This window comes from Paenibacillus sp. JGP012 (genome assembly GCF_014203995.1).
In the GTDB taxonomy this organism is placed as follows: domain Bacteria; phylum Bacillota; class Bacilli; order Paenibacillales; family Paenibacillaceae; genus Paenibacillus; species Paenibacillus silvae.
This window is the reverse complement of record NZ_JACHKG010000006.1, coordinates 78,155-95,178: the sequence shown is the minus strand read 5'-3', so window position 1 is coordinate 95,178 and position 17,024 is coordinate 78,155. Positions and strand designations below refer to the sequence as shown.

The following is a 17,024-nucleotide window of genomic DNA, read 5'->3' as shown; positions in this document are numbered from 1 at the left end:
CTTTACATAACAACTTCCCATCATCATACAAAGATTGTTACACATGTTTACAAGTTGGAGATAATTCAGAATTATTCTGGATAAGTTCAGGGGGTAATATAAAGCCATAAGGAACAGCAAGACAATAAATAACCCCCAACTTAAAGGAGAGATATAGAATGAAAAAAAACATGAAAAAATCCGTAGCTACGATGATGGTACTCGGTATGACCCTAACCGGAGCAGCCGGTGTATATGCCGGAACACAGCTGGAGAAAATTTCGGCTTACCTCAATCACGGGATCAGCTTTAATGTAGACGGTGCAGCATACGCACCGACTGACGGGAATGGTAAAAAACTTGCTCCAATCACGTATAACAACTCGACATATCTCCCAGTTCGCGCACTTGCTGATGCACTGCATGTGCCTGTAACCTACGATGGCGCAACCAAACAAGTGATCATTGGTGGTCAAAATAACAACAATCCATCAGCTTTGACAAACGTCACGTATACCTCTGCTCAGAAGGAAGCCATTCTCAAAGCGTTTGCTCAATTCGATGGCTTCGAGACAGCATATGCTCCGCAGCAGATGATCGCAGGTGACATGTTCAAAAGCGCAGCCGCTGGCGGAGATGGCGTGAACTTTGTATTCAATCGCATGAATGTTACGGTATCTCCTAGAGACTACTCGTTCAGCTATGATGGCAAAACGGTAAAACTGCCTAACGGCGTACCGGGCAAATGGTACACACCGGACAAAACCGACATGCTTACCTTCAAGCTGGATGATCGTTATGTGACACTCAGCTCGCCAAATAACCAATTGACACATACCCAACTGGAGCAGATGGCTGCAGGCGTACAAAAACTGAAGTAATTGTGATCTCTTCTGCATAAACTCATAAGCATCATCAGATCATAAATACCATAAGATCATAAATAGTAATAACAAACACATACAATTTCGGCTCTTCCGTTCTCCAGACTTGGAAGCTGATCTGGTGTGTGTTTTGTCTTGTTTATAGGCCGTTTATGGTGCTTGCAAAACGCGGCTTTAGTCCAGCTTCATTTTGATTCAGAAGGGGTTATAATAAATGCAGTTATCCCGATCTTGCAAACTCGAACAGGAAGGAATGAGTATACTATGAATCAGCGTATCGATCTGTCGCCGGAGGAACTGCAGCAGCTTGCCGTTCAATTCAACAAAGCTTCGCAGAATGGGCAGGGCATCATTAACCAGCTCAAAACGATGATTGATCAGTCCGAAGGTCAATGGGAGGGCAATCGGCAGCGTGATTTCCTGGAGCGTATGAACAACAGTATGACCACTGTGAGCAGTTACCTGCGAGGTTTATCGGAGACAGGCACGCAGCTGCAGCAGACTGCAGCACGTTTCCGTGAAACGGATCAGTCACGTTAACACTGATCCGTTTCATCAAGAACGCCTTATAGCAAAGGCTGTACTTTAGCAGAACTCTCCCTTTATAGAAGAAAACACTCTTCATGTGACATCAGATTTGACGTAATCGATTGTCACGCCTGCTCAAGTTCTGCTGCGAAAGCCTCTTCCTCTTCATCACAATATCCCTTGAAAATAACTTCCTCAATGTCTTCGTGGTTAAACACATAAGTGTAATCCGGATTAATGTATCCCTCCGGGTATGGACAGCCAATATAATCAAATTGCCGCGGAGGTTCTGTCATTAACATTTGCTTGCGTCCGTAGATCACGAGCTTTTTGGTGCCCTCTTTTAAACGGATTACCGACCCGTTGGGCAGAAGTGCAGTTGTATTCTTTTGCAAACTGATCATCCTCCTTATATGTGGTGACCTGGTGATAAAGTCTGATTATACTGTATTAAACTGACTCCGATTTGTTCATGGCTCGGCGAAGCCAGTAATATCGATGCAAATCCATAACAAAATGAAATACAACAAAAGCCAGCAGGATGTATACACATATCAGAACTACAGCCACGGTCTGCTGTGTAACAAAGGCCAGTGAAATGTTGGCCAACAGGTAGGCCCCTCCTGTAATCGCGGTTAAGGCAGCAACAGGCATACCGTTACTTTTGTCCCCTTTTTTAATCTGAGGCGGCTGCTTTAATTTTTGTAAACGAAACCTTACATATTGAGATAGGGCCAAGACATACACTGCAAAAGATCCAATCGCATACCATGGCGTGCTCAGCTCCAGTGTCTCATAGGCGAACTTCTGTATAACCACCATAAAGGAAGCCGAGCACACAAGCCCGAATACGCCTCTAAACAACACATAATTGAGCTGCAGCCTGCGCGGGGCTGCAATCAGAGCAATGGCCCATAGATTCATAACTGCCAGCGGCGGCAGCAGCAGATACGCATACAGAGCTTGAAACGGAACACTGAATATAGGAATCAGCAGAAATACATTGAGAAAAAATAGAACCAGCGTTCCGGCACTGAGTCGAATGCCATCAGCCGCATAAATCACCAGGTAATTTTCGAACGTTTCCCTGGGATACGCCGTCCCTTCATACATTACTGGACCAGAAGCCGTATTTCCCTTGTGCGCTGATGGTTTGGATCGCTGTTTATTCGCCATCTATTTAAACCACCCCGCCACGGTAGACCAGGCTTTCTTCGCACCATGTTTGACAACATCCTTCACCGAATCATCCTTTCCATCACCGTCCAGATCCATATCCAGCTTTATGCCTTCAGCAAGATATGTCAAGCCAACCGATACTCCAAAACCAACTGCACCGACAGCCAGCACAGGTGCTGCTGCCGGCATGAGAGCTGCGGTCAGAAGTGTCGCCCCTACAGTCGTTGCTCCGCCCACCACAACGTTTCCGATAATATCACCAGCAATCTTGTCGGTGCCTGCATTTTCACTGATATTTTCCTTCGTATCTGTAAACACATCAATACCCACACTGGCCCATCCCAGCTTGTCCTTCAACGCTGATTTGACTCCATAACCAGGCTTGAGCATGGCGGCAATTTCCTTCATCTGCGGAGTAGCTGTTCCGTTGGCAATTTTGGCCTCAATGTCACGTAAATAATGGATTTTATAGTCTCTTGGCCGGCCGTTCGGAGCCTTATTACCTTTGACTGCATCATGACTCTCACGAACCAGAACCCGAGGTGTGTTTCGATCCAGTTGAGCTTTGACCATATAACCGTTCTTCACTCGATATCCCAAACGAGCAACCGCCATAGCTGCGGTTAATGTACCTACTGTGCTGCCCAGCCCATCAAACGGAGCAAGGAAATTAATGCCCGTCACCCCGAATTGACCACCAGTGTTATCCTCCTGCTCCATCGTCTGCCGGGTTGTTTTCACATAAGCTGCCAGCTGCTGCATACTTTGCCCTGCACTTTGAAAACGCTGCTGATGCTCCTGATATAGTCCAATGATCGTCTGCCTGTTACCCGATTGCCATGCGGCTCCTTGAAGCGCATGCTGCAGCATGCCATCAACCTGCTGCAGCTGTGCAGTGACTTGTTCAATCTGCTGGGCAAGTGAGTTCAGGTACTCTGCTTTCATAACAATCTTTGTCATATTCAATCCCCTTACCTTTTCGGACGTATATATTTCTACCATTCAGCGCACACGGGACAGAACGGATATGGAACGTGTAGTCAGCAGAAAGAGACTCTGAACCAGTTCTTCTTCTGTTACGATGAATGGGGTAAACAAGTTCTCTGTTTCCCCTTCAAGAAAGAGCCAGTTTCCACTCGCACTGCCGATAAAATAAATCACTTGTGATCTCTCACCTGTGCCCCGGGTATACACTTCAAATCTGCCGCGCCGTTCTAAAGCTGCTAAACTGCAGGACAAAGGCTGAACCCAGGTCTGATCCAAATGTTTATCTTCTTGAAGTATGAATTGCATTTTTTCGGTTTTATCGGTCATTTCGTTTTTTTCAGTTACTCCGGCTGGTTCATTGCCAGTTTCCTCTGGGCTTATCTCCAATTCAAACAGACGGCGCAAGGTGTCGGCCCCGATGGACGTACGTGATCCCTCTTGTCCCGGATCAAGAACAGCTTCTTGAGGAGAATCGTTAATATCCAATCGGTTACCGAGAACTTGAAACATTTCCTGTAATGAAGGATAAGAAGTGAATACGGACTGATGATGCACAGGCTCCCAGATCCATTCGACCAACTGATCACTTGATAAAAAACCATACGTTACGGATCTGCCCTGCTTCGTGTCGATTAACTCCAGACGCATTACTGCACTGCCCAGCTTGCATCCCATAAGAAGCCTATGTACCTGAGGTTCTATTGTAAATTCTTGATCGCTGACATCTACCACATGATCTTGAACAAGACCCTTGAGAAGCTGCGCGTACGAAGGTGCAGGCTCTCCATCCCGACCTGCAGCATCATGCAGTTCTGCCCGAAGTTGTCCTGCCTCTGGTATATTCAAAATTTCAAATAGAAACAGCGTCTCCATACCGTTACACTGAAAGGATGTATATACTGACACGTGTATTCCCCTTTTCGAAAAATGAAAGCCGATAGAAAGCACTCATTCTTTATTGTAAAAGGAACGAGGATGCTGCTCAATGTGTCCCCATTCCTGAAGTTAAGCCGTCAGGCCTGATTATATTTACCCAATTATAAATATAAAAGGCACAGCAAATATGCTGTCCCCTATTTTTTTGCTTTAATCCACCTTCACATCCGTCAAACGGATGACCCGGCGATAATACAGGGCGTCCATCAGTTCCTCCCAGTCCAGCTCATCAACATTCTCGTCGCGAAAAAATACGGAAGCTGCTGGCAGGAAGCCAAGCAAAGGACCTGTTCCACCGCAAACCAGCATGCCACCATCCCCGCCTTTTGGCATCACTTCACCATCTGCATCCAGCGTAAGCTCATACTTGTAGGGATCCCCCTTAAACTGAATACCAAAAAAGTTAGGCAGCTCCAAGTCATATGAATTCGCTGCAGCAGGTTGTTCGTTGAGTTTGCCGAAATACCTCAATCTCATCGTATAATCAAAGCTGTCCCCCCAAGGGAATAACGTACGACAACCGCCTCCGTAGATATATTCCCATTCGTCTTCGGTCAGCAAACCAAACCCGGCCGCTGTTTCTTCCTTCACAACGTCCTCCAGCTCAATCCCTTCATTAAACCAAAAAATTTGGATATCTCCTTCACGATGCCGGACCAGTCGAAATTGCAAATGCAGTTCATATTCATTCAACCCGGACTGCTTGAATTGTGCCAGCGCTTCGGGGAAGTCATCATGCTCCTGAGCAAAAGCTTCTTCCTCGGTTACCTCAATCCAGCCTAGCGAGATCGTCTCACATTCTACAAGCATCGGCCCTATGGTGACTTCTCGCACGGGTGACATCTGGCTGGCCAGAAAGGCTTGCACGTCCTCTATACCTTGGGTGTCGGCCGTTTCTTGAAAATCATCAGATGTTGCTTCATCCATTCCGTCCTGCCACTGTGTCCAGCCAAGGGTTACCTGATCACCCGGAACAAATACAAACCGCTCCTCCTCATGTGTAAACACCCCCGTCTCCGTCCGCTGTCCGAATCGTTCGAACGTCTCCAGTCCCTCATACTGCATCCCTTCAGGAAGCATAAGCTCAATGCGTTTCATCCAATCCTGCTTTTCTTGCCCGGACAGTCCTTGCCAGACGTTCCTCATTAATGCTTCCATTCCAGCCCCACCTCTCCTTGTGACTACATCTGAGTCCGTAAAAGTTGCTCTAATTCACTTGAACGCTCACTTGCCCGCGGCCTGTGCCAACGACAGCAGCAAATTCTTCCGTCTTCCTTCCGTCTTGCGCGCCAATGTGACCAGCTTCTCCAGCTTGCCAAAGATCGGATAAAGCACACGCTGTACTTCAAACGATTCCAGCTTCTGCACCTGTTCAAGCAGCAATGCCAGCTTCTCTTCGTGCTCGAACTCCGGCAGCACCTTCAGCTTCAAGCCATCGGTTGAACGGCGCAGACTATTGACCAGAACGGGCATGGAATGTGCGGTTACTCCGTATTTTTCAACAAACGCAGCGATAAACTTGTCCTGAATCATCTGATGCTCGTCATCCACCTGATCCATATAGTCATTAATTAAAGAAAAATATTGCTCGCTCGAAAGCCCAAGTCCAAAGGCAGCATAACTGCCAGGCATGCCGTTTTTCTCCCCTTCCGTGTCTGCATAGAACTCAAACTGCTGCATCGCTGCTCGTGTGTATGTTTCCAGAAGAGGATGCAGTTCAGGGTAGGTTAGAGCATTCGCGAAGAAACGATGTGTATCGGATTTCGCAAGGCCTTTGACTGGAAGATACTGTTTCTCCTTCGATTTCAGCTTGATATGATAGTTTTTGGGGAAACCCTGCTCCAGCAAACGGATAATAAAAACCAGTGCCTGCCGATATGCCTCCGGGCTCTCTTCACGAATCTGGATGGTGATCCGGGCAAAGACATCATTGGCCTGGCCTTCCACCTGCTTCGTCTGAACATAGGTATCTTCCGGTTGATATGCACCACTGCCCTCTGTCAACATACGCTCTGCTCGTTCACTTCCCAGCTGCTTCGCCAGCTCCAGAAACTTGAGTCCCCTCGGCTTGCTGTAGCTGGGTTCAAAACGAAGAATCAGCACTGCGGCATATAACAGCAGTTCGATGGAATTCCGAGCTTCATCCTGAGCTGTATTCAGTCCGTGCAGCTGCTCTGCTCGCTTCAAAGTATATTCATTCTCGCGGTATGCTGAAGTCTGTACGTCGAAATACTTCGGCAGAAACTGCCGCTCTGCCCATAATGTCAAAGCATAAATGATCGTATGGCGGTGTTCTGCGAGCGCTTCCTTTCGTTCACGGTTTAAGGTTTGAATCCGTTCATACTGTCTGATGATCCATGCCGCATCCAAAGCAGGATACAGCACTGGATCAAGCAGATGACTTGCCAAAAAGTGTGTTTCCAGAGGTTTGGTTGGATGAACGCCATTTTCCAGCTTTTGCTCTGTATACGTACGAATCCGATCCAGCAGCAGCTGTCTTTTCTCTTGATTGACATATTCCAGCAGCGTCAGCTTCAGCATGCCATCACTCGCAGGGAACTTGCCGCGAAAGATAAAGCGATAATCAATCAGCGGAGTATCCACCCATTCGGCCATTCTTTCCTGAACCACCTCAACCAGCCGCGGTTGAATTTCATTGCGAACCATTTCCTCTGTAAAACGAATGTTCTGCGTCAAAAAGGAGCCTTCGTCCCATCCCATATCCAGACTGTCCACAACGGTTCTTCCGGGCTTATATAAAAGAAAGATGTCATCGAATATGCCCATCTGCAGTGTCGTTCGTTTCAAGGTCTGCTGTAAATCTGTACGTTTTGCCTGTTCATCGAACCATTCATGAACCGCCTCAATCATCTCTTCCAGCGCTTGCTCCACCTTTGTCGTCATCTGTTCTCCTGCCTTCCCGTATGATGTGCTGTATGTATTTTGTGCCGAGACACTACGATCGTTCTTCCTATATTCAAGCAAGTCTACATCTGACTATGATCGGATAGAAAATATGCAGTAATGTTGCATATCAATTCTTATTTTACATGCTTAAATACACCCGCAACAATAAGTCTTACGCACGGTTGTTCCCTGTCTTATTCTGGATTCGTATCTGTTCTTCTGGCGTAAAACCTCGGATGAATACAAAAAAACACCAAATTTGGCCGCTTGCAGTCCCGTTTCGGTGTAAATATGAAATTCATATTGAACTTGTCCGACTTTCGTATGATTACATTCATACCAGAGAGCCTTCGCTCTGAAAAAAATTCATTCATATTATAAATTATTCAGCATATTCAATATACAACTCTTTCCAGTTGTTTTCTTTCAATATATACTAGGGATAAATGTAACATCGCAAGTAAAGGAGGATCCAATGATGAAGTTGACAGAACAAGGTGTGTTAGTGCTTGAAGAAAAGGATATTGGCTATATGTACTGCTACCGGGATCGAGACGGATTTAGGTTTGATGACTCATTTTTCATTGAATTAGAGTCACAAAAAATAACATTCTCTGAAGGCGATGTCCGAACGATTCACTTTCAGTTTGACAAAGAAGAAATGCCGCTCTACGAAGAACGCGAACGACTTATTTCGGAGGTTCAGTCAGCCGTTCGTACACTTGACCCTAAATATGATGGTTCGTTTGTGAAATGAAGCGTTTGGCATCGTTATATTCATTAATTAATTCATCCAGCACCATCGACTGACGAATGACTTCTGGATGCTGCAGATTCGTATATTGGTTTGCCATCTGGTAAAGTCTCTGCCTTGCGTTTTCGATACATTTCTGAAGGGTTTCCGGGTTCCGTACCATCGTTCTGCCCCCATTCATTCCTTGAAATTCAACATCCAAATAAGACCATCTATTATAATATTCGGAATGAATCAGGATTCAGATTACCTTTATTTCAAATTTTATATATTATTTTTATAAAAGCAGCGTATCACCATGTTGTGTTCGAAACATGGTGATACGCAAAAAGACACCAGATTGGCTTATCGCCTTTCTGGTGTTTAACATGTCTGGCTTGTACAGCTCATTTGATGTAAAAGTGTCGTAGTGTTATCTGAGCCCAATATCCGAGAAGCGATTGTTGATCGTTTCGGGAAAAGCATGTTTAATCGCATCAACCGCAGCTTGTTCCGTATCCCCTGCGTTTCGAATGAGTTCACTAACTCGCTGTACACTTTCCGGTTCCCTTGCATCCCATGCCGCGGAATCATCCAGTACTCCAACTATAGATGCATAGAGATCCGCAAGCTGTGTGTATTGTACAATTACTTGGTCCATATGCTGCGATAAATGCTCAAGCGCTCTGACATATGAGGCGATCTCCCCTCTTGTATAAGCATAATAGCGAAGCACCGCTGCCGCCTGATTGCTCTCATAGTTTCCAGACTGCAGCACATCCGCAACCGCGGTGTATGCGGCAGAACCGCAAGCGTAATCCTGCGCTGGCAGCATATAGTCGTGCGTTTCCCATTTGTATACAGCCTGTATTAACGACTCCTTGCATACTTCCCACATATCGATGGATTGGTGTGCTTCCAACACTTGATAATACCAGTATGGAGAGCTGTTTCGGCCTACTAACGTATAGGGTAAGCGGAGCACTTCAGGAGCATCTCCTGTACAAATAAGCAGTACTTCCTCGTCATCGTCGTATCCGACAACCACCACAAATTGATCGTGCCATAGCACCGCCCCAGTTCCCCGGTCAATCGAAGCTTTAATATCATGTAATGCCTGCTTCTGATAGAGCGGAAACGTCGGTTCAAAGGAAAACCCGGCAGCCTGACTCGCTGCCACTCCGATGAAATCAGCAGCAACAAAATTTTCTGCCATCCAGTTATACGCCGAGATGGATTCTGTCGTCAAACGACGGTCTACCACGAAACGAAAAAGACTTGCTGTCATGCCTGCAATCATATAATGAGGAAGATGTGTCCACTTTTTGTGTAACAAAATAGGATATAACGCATCTGCATAAGCACCTGTTCTGTATCGCCATGTATCTGTACTCGGGTTACCCGAATTTGTCTGAGGTAGTCGTTGAATTAAATCAGCTAAATCATTCAATAACCTCATTCTTTTCATTCTTTGAGCCCCATTCCTGCATCCATTCTGACTTCCTTTTCTTCCTTTTCTTCATCGTACATCTCCATCCCCAGTTCTACCGTGCGGAGTGTGTGCCCCAACGGGGTACCGTAGATCGTTTACGATCCGCATACTGCGCCGATATGTTACGAAAAGAATCGACCGCCTGTTCTTCGAGCGGCTTGGCAAGTCGAAGCAGATATGCAAGTTGCTTACTGGCATCCTCCCGCAGCACAAGCCTATTCTCTTCCCGTACCAAAAGTTCTCTCATCTGCTGGATCAGTCCAGCAAGCTGGTTATAACCAATCCATGCCTGCTCCAGTTCAGTCCATAAGCCGCGAACATCATGTAAGTACTTTCGAATCTCGGTACGCGATTGACAGTAGGAATCCAGAAGGTACGCCGCTCCTGAAGCATCGTAATCTCCAGAGCGCAGTGCTTCAATCCACACCTCGTATGCCAGCCGCCCGGAAGCTACATCTCGATCAGGCAGCAAGCGGTACGGTATATCCCAGTCCTCAATTGCCAGCCGCAAAGATTCAAGCACCATCTCCTGTTGAGTAGACTGCACCTGATCACCAAAAATCTGACAGTACCAAAAACCTGTGAAATTCAGACCAAAATTGTCATACAGTACAATGTGCGGCTCTTTGCTCCAGCCATCCTGCACATAAAAGACCCGATCTGCATCATCATATCCATAGATCACACCAAATTCGGGCATCCAGTAGATGACGCCTTTGCCTTCATCCAGGCTGCGCCTGACCCAATTCACCGCATCTTGTTGATAATATGCAAATGTCGGATGGCGACTGCGTCCCCCATCATGTATTGTAAATAAACCAAGATTGTCGATACCGCCTTGATGAGCAACTCCCCACTGTCCGTAAGCCGTTACGGACATCGGAAGTAATCTCTTATGAACTGATAATTTAAAGGCCATGCCGGTATACCCTGCAAGCATGTATTTTTCTTCTTGAAATTGACCTGTGTGCGTTAAAATGGCATGTAAGCTATCCACAAATGACTTTGATTCCCGTTTCATCACCAGATGCTCCAGCATGTTCTCAGCCATCCTGTTCTCCCCCGTTCTGTCCCCTGCTCAGCCGCTCTGTGATTTCTTCTGCCCGCTTTAGAAGCTTGCGTCTAAGCCATCCTGGGGAGAGTAGCTCCTCCCACTCCGCAGCGTACAGATGCTGCAAGAATACATCTGCATCGTAAAATTCAATCAAGCAGACCTGTCCCTTTTGCTCCCGAATCCGGTACCCTTGCCACAGCTCCGATTGCTGCATTTCATGGAAACGAATCTCTGCCACAAACGGTTTTCGCACAGGCATGGGATCCTCCCAGCCGCTGATCCATGTATCCTGATTGCATTCAAAGTGTTCATCCAGCAGCGTCAGCTGCACGATGCTTTCCAGCCGAATTGGTGTCTGCTGCAGCGGGTCTTTCTCATAACCAACCACATAGTCTGCATTAAACTGAGCGGTCAGCTTCACTGGACAGAAGGTCATCCGATGCTCCCCATCGTGATCCTTGTAGTAGATATGCACTTTTCGTGCATCCGCTATAGCATGGGTCAACAATTCAAACCATTGAAGCTGCCTAGGCTGTGCTGTGAACACGGGGAATTGCTGTTTTTCAGGCAGATGCTCCTCCATCGTAAAACGTTCCAGTAAATGCGCTACCCGTTTCACCGCATCCGATTGATCATATTCATAATGTTGATACCGATGAGCCAGATATTTCAATACACGCTGTTCTTCATCCGTCATATATAAATGCGGCAAACGAAAGGTCTGATCTTCGTAACAATACCCTCGATACTTGGCTACATACATCAACGGTGCTCGAAGAGTATTCAACATATATTCAATATCACGCTGCGCCTGACGCCGAGAGATCTCGAATTGTCGTGCCAAACCACCACTGTTCGGGAAACGCCCGCTGCGAATCTGTTCATCAAACCAATGAATCCGATGCATACTACTCAAGCGATTCCACCCCCTGAACATTCCAACGTTTATTCCTGTATTATAACAAAAGGCTATAGCCTGTTCCGAAGAACAGGCTGGACAAGGTTATCCGTATAACATCTACTTACTCGTTTGTCTGCTTTCAACGCTAAACATTTGTTTCTGCCAGATCCACTCTGGACTGCACCGCTTTGGAGCATTTTTTGCAAACCTTCAGACTCCTACCATCTGTTTTCGTTTGCGTATACAACAATTTGATCCGGGTACTCCTGCATATTGGACATGTTCCCCGTCCTCTGGACGGAAGACTCCACAGAACGCGACCTCTTTTCGTTTTAGCCAATGATTGTGAACCTCTTTTCAATAGGGTTTATGTGTTTTTGTTCACCATCATTATAGAGGCGTTGGGACGACACAGAATGTCGCATCAGGAGCAATCTTTTTATCGAGTTCAAAAAAATAAAAAATGCCCCTTCTTCATATCGAAGAAAGGACATTCATTCAGCTGCTTCTGCACTTGTCTGTGCCGCGGCTTGGAGAAGAGGTTGCAGCAGCCCTGGAAATCGTTCTTCCAGATCCTCAGACCGCAGTGTAATAAAATGCTGTGTTCCCTGTACTCGGACTCGAATGACACCCGCCTCACGTAAGGTACGAATATGGTGCGACATCGTTGATTTCACAACACGGGCATGAAAATGACTACATGGCTGCTCCCCGCTTCTAGCGGCTTCGGCCACTATCCCCAGCCGGGTTGGGTCACTGAGCGCATAGAGCACAGAAGAAAGCTCAATATCCGCTACTTGTGGATGATGTAAAATTTTCATAAGGCAGTCTCCTTTTTTCAGACTATGCATTGTATTCTAACATACATCCATGATATATTTCTAATGTTCGATACCAATCGAACTTATAAATTTCGCAAGCATCCCTTGTTGTGAAACACAGGGGCTGACATTATACACCATTTTGCAAATGTTACACACCGTTTCTGAAATGTTGCGAAATACACATCATGATAGGAGGTTTTTATGAACAACACGGCTACTACTGCAACTCCGATGGAACGGACTAGCATACAAGAAGGATTGATTGTGGCATTACTTGGTTTCACCGTTGTGCTCGTCGTGATGAACACGATGATGTTTAATCTGGCTCTGCCCAGAATTGCGGCTGACTTCAAGCTGACCTCTGTTGCTTCTTCCTGGATTGTTACGGGTTATTCCATCGTATTTGCGATTTCCTCGATTACGTTCTCCCGTTTATCCGATTTTGTGCCGATACGCACCCTGTTTACCACCGGGCTTACACTGCTTGGAACCGCATCTGTCCTGGGTTTCTTCAGTAACCACTTCATTGTTCTGCTCATTGCCCGTCTGGTTCAAGCCGCAGGCGCAGCTTCCGTTCCGGGACTTGCGATTGTGCTGATTACCCGCTACATTCCGAATGACCGCCGGGGTAAATCGATGGCTGTTATCATGTCCGCCAGTTCGCTGGGTCTGGGACTCGGCCCGGTACTTGGCGGTAGCATTACTCAGTTCCTGGGATGGCATGATCTGTTTATCGTCACAGGTTTGGCGTTATTTTTGATTCCTGTTTTTTACAAACTGTTACCGCGAGAGACGCCGCAAAAAGGGTCCTTCGACCTGATTGGCGCAATTTTGCTGGCCATCGGTACAACCGGGATTCTGTTATTCCTGACTTCGCGTCAGGTCATTACACTCATCATCGGGGTAAGCGCACTGCTGCTGTTCTGGTTCCGCATTCGCCGTGCAACCGATCCATTTGTGCAACCCGCATTGTTCAAAGACAAAAAATATATGATCCTCAGCTCGCTGGGTATTGTATCTTACATTAACAACTTCGCCACGTTGTTCCTGCTGCCGCAGGTTTTGGCTCATCTTTACGGACTGACACCCGCACAATCGGGACTTGTGATCTTCCCGGGTGCGCTCGTGTCGATGCTGCTGTCTAACCGCATCGGGCGCATGATTGACCGTCATGGCAATACGCTGCTGCTGAAATTTGCCCCTTGGCTGCTCCTGGCCGCTGCCGGACTATTCGCTCTGTTTGCAGACCAAAGCATCTATGCCATCATGGTTGTATATATGCTGCTGAGCGTTGGTTTCTCTTCCTTGACGACCAGCGTATCCAACGAATTGTCAGGCAATCTGTCCATGGATCAGGTGGGCGCAGGCATGGGACTGTTCCAGCTTAGTCAATTTTTCAGCGGTGCATTCAGCGTAGCTGTAACCGGAGTTGCCTTGACCGCGATGCAGAACATGCAGCTATCCTCGGCTTATAGCTTTATTTTCTGGGGCATGACCGTGGTTGGCCTCGCATCAGTTATCTTTTCGCAAATTTATCTGAGAATGCAGGCACGGAAACAACAAGTAGCCCGGTAAAAGTTAAGGTGTGCAGCTCCAAGCGCGCGTTGCTTTGCTACATGACGTTAAGGTTCGATGACCTTCTCTTGCCTCGTTCGAACCAGAAGCTCTGTCTTCAGACAGAATTTCTGGTTTTTTCTTTTTTACATTCTGATAGACCGATGATGTGTTCTTACATAACAAAACGGCCGTTCCATCATTCATGAAATGGCAGGGACCAGTCCCGTTCTCCAAATTGCAACGCAAAAAGAAAGCGTGCCTTGGTAACGCTGCACATAGACTGCCCCTTAAACAGCTTATGTAAAGGAAAAATTGGATGTATAACCTGCTTTTGCGTACCCCTTGCACCAAATCGGGCGGAGAATGGTGGCGAATGCGATGTCGGTGTAATGCCTGACATGGTGCTAGAGATGATGTGGGACGAGGGCGGTGAACGTAGGTCATTGCCCGGAATGCGGCGGTGGACGTAGCGACATACGTGATGTTAATCGTGGTGCGTGGCGTAGCACCAAATGTGGCGCTGAACACAACAGTGGACGTAGCGTCGGAGGTGTTGTTAAACGTGGGGTTGAACGTAGGGTCAGATGCAGCGTCAGATTTCGCAGTGGATGCGGCAGACACACTTTAACTTCGGCGCTAACGATCAGGAGAAGCCTTATTAGACCCATTTTCAGTGAATTCCAACTCTAACGATTCCCAGAAGCGCTATTTCGTCACAAACAGGCCGCTGATGGGCAAAATTGGCGTTATTTCGCGAAATAACGTCTCCTGGAATCGTTAGATTTCAGTACAACTCAAAAAGTGGGAAATAAGGCTCCCTGAAATCGTTAGAATTTTGCAGCTGTAGAGCGCGCGATGTTATTCAGCTATTCAAATAAATCAAGACGAAGGCGCTTCAGGCTGGTATGCTGGATGCACCATTGCCCGTCAATTTTGACAAACGTCTCATGATAATGTCCAAATCCATGAAAGGATTTATTCTCATTGCCTTCCGGAAACGTCACCCAGTCCTCCATCGGAGAGATGACCTTCGCTTCAGTCGCGGATACAAACTCCACCTCTGCACTATGCACATGATGCACCGTTACCGCCGGGTCTACGAGATCACGGAACACCTGCACAATCGTATCACGACCAGTCAAAACGGGAATGGGATTACCTTCGGTACTGAAATCGGCAACGGCATCCGGTGCAAAAACCTGGCCAAGTTCATCCCAGGCTTTCGTATCAATATAGCGGCAGTATCGCGCCTTGGTATTTCTGATATTTTCAAGTGCGAGCAGCTGCTCCAGTTCCGTCATCGTTGTCGTTTGGCTCATGTGTTTTCCCTCCAGAGATGTAAAATGTGATTAAGTATGTATAGATCGGATATTCCTTATTGTAGCATTGCCCTTCTCTCAGGTAAAACGTTGGGCCAACAAGAAATCTAAAGACATTACCCAATCTTAAAGGAGAAGAAACATACTAGAATCACACTGGAGCTACAGCGCCTATAGCCACAGCATTTACAGCGAATGAGCTTCTCTCATCCGGGATGCCAGCTCGGACATCTTTTTATGATGCAGGAAACTTTCCATCTCTTCCTCCGCCTGAACCATCACCTGCTGAATCAAACATTCGGCATTATGGTTTTGCGAGCATTCAAACAGAGAGGCCCGGCCTTCGATCGCATGAATAATTTCCAGAAAAGACGGATCAGGGTTCCTGCGGCTGAGACGATAACCTCCATTGGCACCAGAAGTGGATTCAATCATCCCCGCCTTCACCAGCTTGGTAAGAATTTTGGATAGGTACGTTGGAGACACTTTCTGAAAATCAGCCAGCTGATGCACGCTGACCAGCTGCTCAGGCGCTGTGCTGACGAGATACAGCATCGTATGCAGCGCATAATTTGTCGCTTTGGAATATTTCATGAGAGTACACCTCATTATATACGGATTTAATTTATCCATAATAGACCTGATTGGACGCCCTGTCAAACAAACGTCCAAGCAATACACAGACTATTTAAGTTGAACTAAAGATCTCATACAAACCACTCCGATGACAGAGCAACCTGGAGAGTAGCGATTATCCCCAGATTTTTGGATTCCCTTTTCCAAAGGGAAAAATCCGGTGATAAGCGTATGCTTCCGATGCGGCTTTCTTGCAGAAAGCTCTCATGCGCTAGTGGTGATACAGTCCCCGATAATCGGTGGGCGTCATGCCCTCATGCGCCATAAACTGGCGGTTAAAATAGCTGGCATTCGGGTACCCCGCTTCCTCCGCAATCTGCCCGATGTTGTCCGAGGGACGTTCAAGCAGCCACTGCTTCGCCATCTGCAGCCGGGAGCGCGTGATGAACTCCAGTGGAGTCATCTCCACGGCATTTTTAAATATTTTGCAAAAATAATACGTACTCACCCCTGCTCGATCTGCCCAGTCCTGTAACAAAAAAGGCTCGCACGCCTCCTGCTGCATCTGCGGCAATAACGCCAGCACCCGGCTTTCCGTTTTGCTTGTTGCCCGTGTATTTTTGAGCGGAACGGCATGCTGCACAAATTCTGCAAGTAAAGCATACGTCAGTGTCGACAGCTGCGCTGGACGAAGCATCTTGTTCTGCTCGGCCTCGTCAAGCAGCGCCAGATGAGCCTCCTCCCAGGACGTACGCTGCCTTAGCGTCCATAACAGATTGCGATGCAGCCCGCGCTCCAGCATATAATCATGCAGACGTTCTCCGTAAAAATGCACCCATCGCACGTCCCAAGGCTCGTCTTTACTACTATAATAATGCTGTCGCTGATGCGGAAAATAGAGTACCGCCTGACCTGCCCTAAGCTCATGCACGACACCATCTGCTTCCACATACCCTTTGCCTGCTGCAACATAATGAATATTGAAATTGTTCAGCACACCTGCCTCTCGCAATACGGCATGCTGTTCATGATCGGTATAATGTCCGACAGACTCAGGGTAACAGAAGTAGGGAATATCCTGCAGGGTCAGCAGCACCGTCTGTCTCATCATAGTGATTCACTCCATTAAACAATATTGTGTTAATTAACTTCAATATATTATCATTTT

Annotated in this window: 20 protein-coding genes; 5 read left to right on the top strand and 15 right to left on the bottom strand. The window is 46.9% G+C overall.

Annotated features, from left to right (window positions below; all coding sequences use genetic code 11):
* The first annotated feature begins 158 nt into the window (after positions 1 to 158).
* Together HNR77_RS10235 and HNR77_RS10230 are read left to right on the top strand one after the other, a co-directional pair.
* The gene (locus HNR77_RS10235) at positions 159 to 860 is read left to right on the top strand and encodes a stalk domain-containing protein (RefSeq protein ID WP_184183305.1); all 702 of its coding nucleotides are present in this window, start codon (positions 159 to 161) and stop codon (positions 858 to 860) included.
* A gap of 267 nt (positions 861 to 1,127) precedes the next feature.
* Positions 1,128 to 1,403 carry a WXG100 family type VII secretion target gene (locus HNR77_RS10230; protein WP_184183302.1) on the top strand — a complete coding sequence of 92 codons (276 nt, stop codon included), beginning with the start codon at positions 1,128 to 1,130 and terminating at the stop codon, positions 1,401 to 1,403.
* 113 nt (positions 1,404 to 1,516) lie between these two features.
* On the opposite strand, the gene HNR77_RS10225 is transcribed toward HNR77_RS10230, so the two are convergent.
* The 6 genes from HNR77_RS10225 to HNR77_RS10200 all read right to left on the bottom strand — a co-directional run bounded on the left by HNR77_RS10225 (position 1,517) and on the right by HNR77_RS10200 (position 7,397).
* Positions 1,517 to 1,786, bottom strand: a complete 270-nt coding sequence (locus HNR77_RS10225; protein WP_260410471.1) for a DUF4176 domain-containing protein — start codon at positions 1,784 to 1,786, stop codon at positions 1,517 to 1,519.
* A 55-nt stretch (positions 1,787 to 1,841) separates the two neighbouring features.
* Positions 1,842 to 2,567: a hypothetical protein gene (locus HNR77_RS10220; RefSeq protein WP_260410470.1), complete on the bottom strand. Its 726-nt coding sequence runs from the start codon at positions 2,565 to 2,567 to the stop codon at positions 1,842 to 1,844.
* Positions 2,568 to 3,530 carry a hypothetical protein gene (locus HNR77_RS30280; protein WP_260410469.1) on the bottom strand — a complete coding sequence of 321 codons (963 nt, stop codon included), beginning with the start codon at positions 3,528 to 3,530 and terminating at the stop codon, positions 2,568 to 2,570.
* Between the two features lie 42 nt (positions 3,531 to 3,572).
* Complete coding sequence (locus tag HNR77_RS10210; RefSeq protein WP_184183296.1) at positions 3,573 to 4,463, bottom strand: hypothetical protein; 891 nt, start codon at positions 4,461 to 4,463, stop codon at positions 3,573 to 3,575.
* Positions 4,464 to 4,643: 180 nt separating this feature from the next.
* Positions 4,644 to 5,651: a hypothetical protein gene (locus HNR77_RS10205; protein WP_184183293.1), complete on the bottom strand. Its 1,008-nt coding sequence runs from the start codon at positions 5,649 to 5,651 to the stop codon at positions 4,644 to 4,646.
* Between the two features lie 66 nt (positions 5,652 to 5,717).
* On the bottom strand, positions 5,718 to 7,397 hold the full coding sequence (locus HNR77_RS10200; protein WP_184183290.1) for a DUF6138 family protein: 1,680 nt from the start codon (positions 7,395 to 7,397) through the stop codon (positions 5,718 to 5,720).
* A gap of 481 nt (positions 7,398 to 7,878) precedes the next feature.
* Between HNR77_RS10200 and HNR77_RS10195 the strand changes: the two genes are divergently transcribed.
* Positions 7,879 to 8,157 carry a hypothetical protein gene (locus tag HNR77_RS10195; RefSeq protein ID WP_184183287.1) on the top strand — a complete coding sequence of 93 codons (279 nt, stop codon included), beginning with the start codon at positions 7,879 to 7,881 and terminating at the stop codon, positions 8,155 to 8,157.
* Here HNR77_RS10195 and HNR77_RS10190 read toward each other — a convergent pair.
* The 6 genes from HNR77_RS10190 to HNR77_RS10170 all read right to left on the bottom strand — a co-directional run bounded on the left by HNR77_RS10190 (position 8,129) and on the right by HNR77_RS10170 (position 12,401).
* Positions 8,129 to 8,317: an aspartyl-phosphate phosphatase Spo0E family protein gene (locus tag HNR77_RS10190; protein ID WP_184183285.1), complete on the bottom strand. Its 189-nt coding sequence runs from the start codon at positions 8,315 to 8,317 to the stop codon at positions 8,129 to 8,131. The genes HNR77_RS10195 and HNR77_RS10190 overlap by 29 nt on opposite strands.
* Positions 8,318 to 8,566: 249 nt before the next feature.
* Positions 8,567 to 9,583: a hypothetical protein gene (locus HNR77_RS10185; RefSeq protein WP_221443792.1), complete on the bottom strand. Its 1,017-nt coding sequence runs from the start codon at positions 9,581 to 9,583 to the stop codon at positions 8,567 to 8,569.
* Positions 9,584 to 9,677: 94 nt separating this feature from the next.
* Positions 9,678 to 10,676, bottom strand: a complete 999-nt coding sequence (locus HNR77_RS10180; RefSeq protein WP_184183281.1) for a cysteine peptidase family C39 domain-containing protein — start codon at positions 10,674 to 10,676, stop codon at positions 9,678 to 9,680.
* Positions 10,669 to 11,586 carry a helix-turn-helix transcriptional regulator gene (locus tag HNR77_RS10175; RefSeq protein WP_260410493.1) on the bottom strand — a complete coding sequence of 306 codons (918 nt, stop codon included), beginning with the start codon at positions 11,584 to 11,586 and terminating at the stop codon, positions 10,669 to 10,671. The genes HNR77_RS10180 and HNR77_RS10175 overlap by 8 nt, the downstream gene beginning before the upstream one ends.
* Positions 11,587 to 11,725: 139 nt before the next feature.
* Positions 11,726 to 11,920, bottom strand: a complete 195-nt coding sequence (locus tag HNR77_RS30275) for a hypothetical protein (RefSeq protein ID WP_260410464.1) — start codon at positions 11,918 to 11,920, stop codon at positions 11,726 to 11,728.
* A 154-nt stretch (positions 11,921 to 12,074) separates the two neighbouring features.
* Positions 12,075 to 12,401, bottom strand: a complete 327-nt coding sequence (locus HNR77_RS10170) for an ArsR/SmtB family transcription factor (protein ID WP_184183277.1) — start codon at positions 12,399 to 12,401, stop codon at positions 12,075 to 12,077.
* A 204-nt stretch (positions 12,402 to 12,605) separates the two neighbouring features.
* Between HNR77_RS10170 and HNR77_RS10165 the strand changes: the two genes are divergently transcribed.
* Positions 12,606 to 13,979, top strand: coding sequence for an MFS transporter (locus tag HNR77_RS10165; protein WP_184183275.1), 1,374 nt, complete (start codon positions 12,606 to 12,608; stop codon positions 13,977 to 13,979).
* A gap of 442 nt (positions 13,980 to 14,421) precedes the next feature.
* On the top strand, positions 14,422 to 14,589 hold the full coding sequence (locus HNR77_RS10160) for a hypothetical protein (protein ID WP_184183273.1): 168 nt from the start codon (positions 14,422 to 14,424) through the stop codon (positions 14,587 to 14,589).
* A 238-nt stretch (positions 14,590 to 14,827) separates the two neighbouring features.
* On the opposite strand, the gene HNR77_RS10155 is transcribed toward HNR77_RS10160, so the two are convergent.
* The 3 genes from HNR77_RS10155 to HNR77_RS10145 all read right to left on the bottom strand — a co-directional run bounded on the left by HNR77_RS10155 (position 14,828) and on the right by HNR77_RS10145 (position 16,967).
* Positions 14,828 to 15,280 carry a nuclear transport factor 2 family protein gene (locus tag HNR77_RS10155; protein ID WP_184183271.1) on the bottom strand — a complete coding sequence of 151 codons (453 nt, stop codon included), beginning with the start codon at positions 15,278 to 15,280 and terminating at the stop codon, positions 14,828 to 14,830.
* Positions 15,281 to 15,466: 186 nt separating this feature from the next.
* Positions 15,467 to 15,874, bottom strand: a complete 408-nt coding sequence (locus tag HNR77_RS10150; protein WP_184183269.1) for an Rrf2 family transcriptional regulator — start codon at positions 15,872 to 15,874, stop codon at positions 15,467 to 15,469.
* A 253-nt stretch (positions 15,875 to 16,127) separates the two neighbouring features.
* Complete coding sequence (locus tag HNR77_RS10145) at positions 16,128 to 16,967, bottom strand: AraC family transcriptional regulator (RefSeq protein WP_110899478.1); 840 nt, start codon at positions 16,965 to 16,967, stop codon at positions 16,128 to 16,130.
* Positions 16,968 to 17,024: the final 57 nt, after the last annotated feature.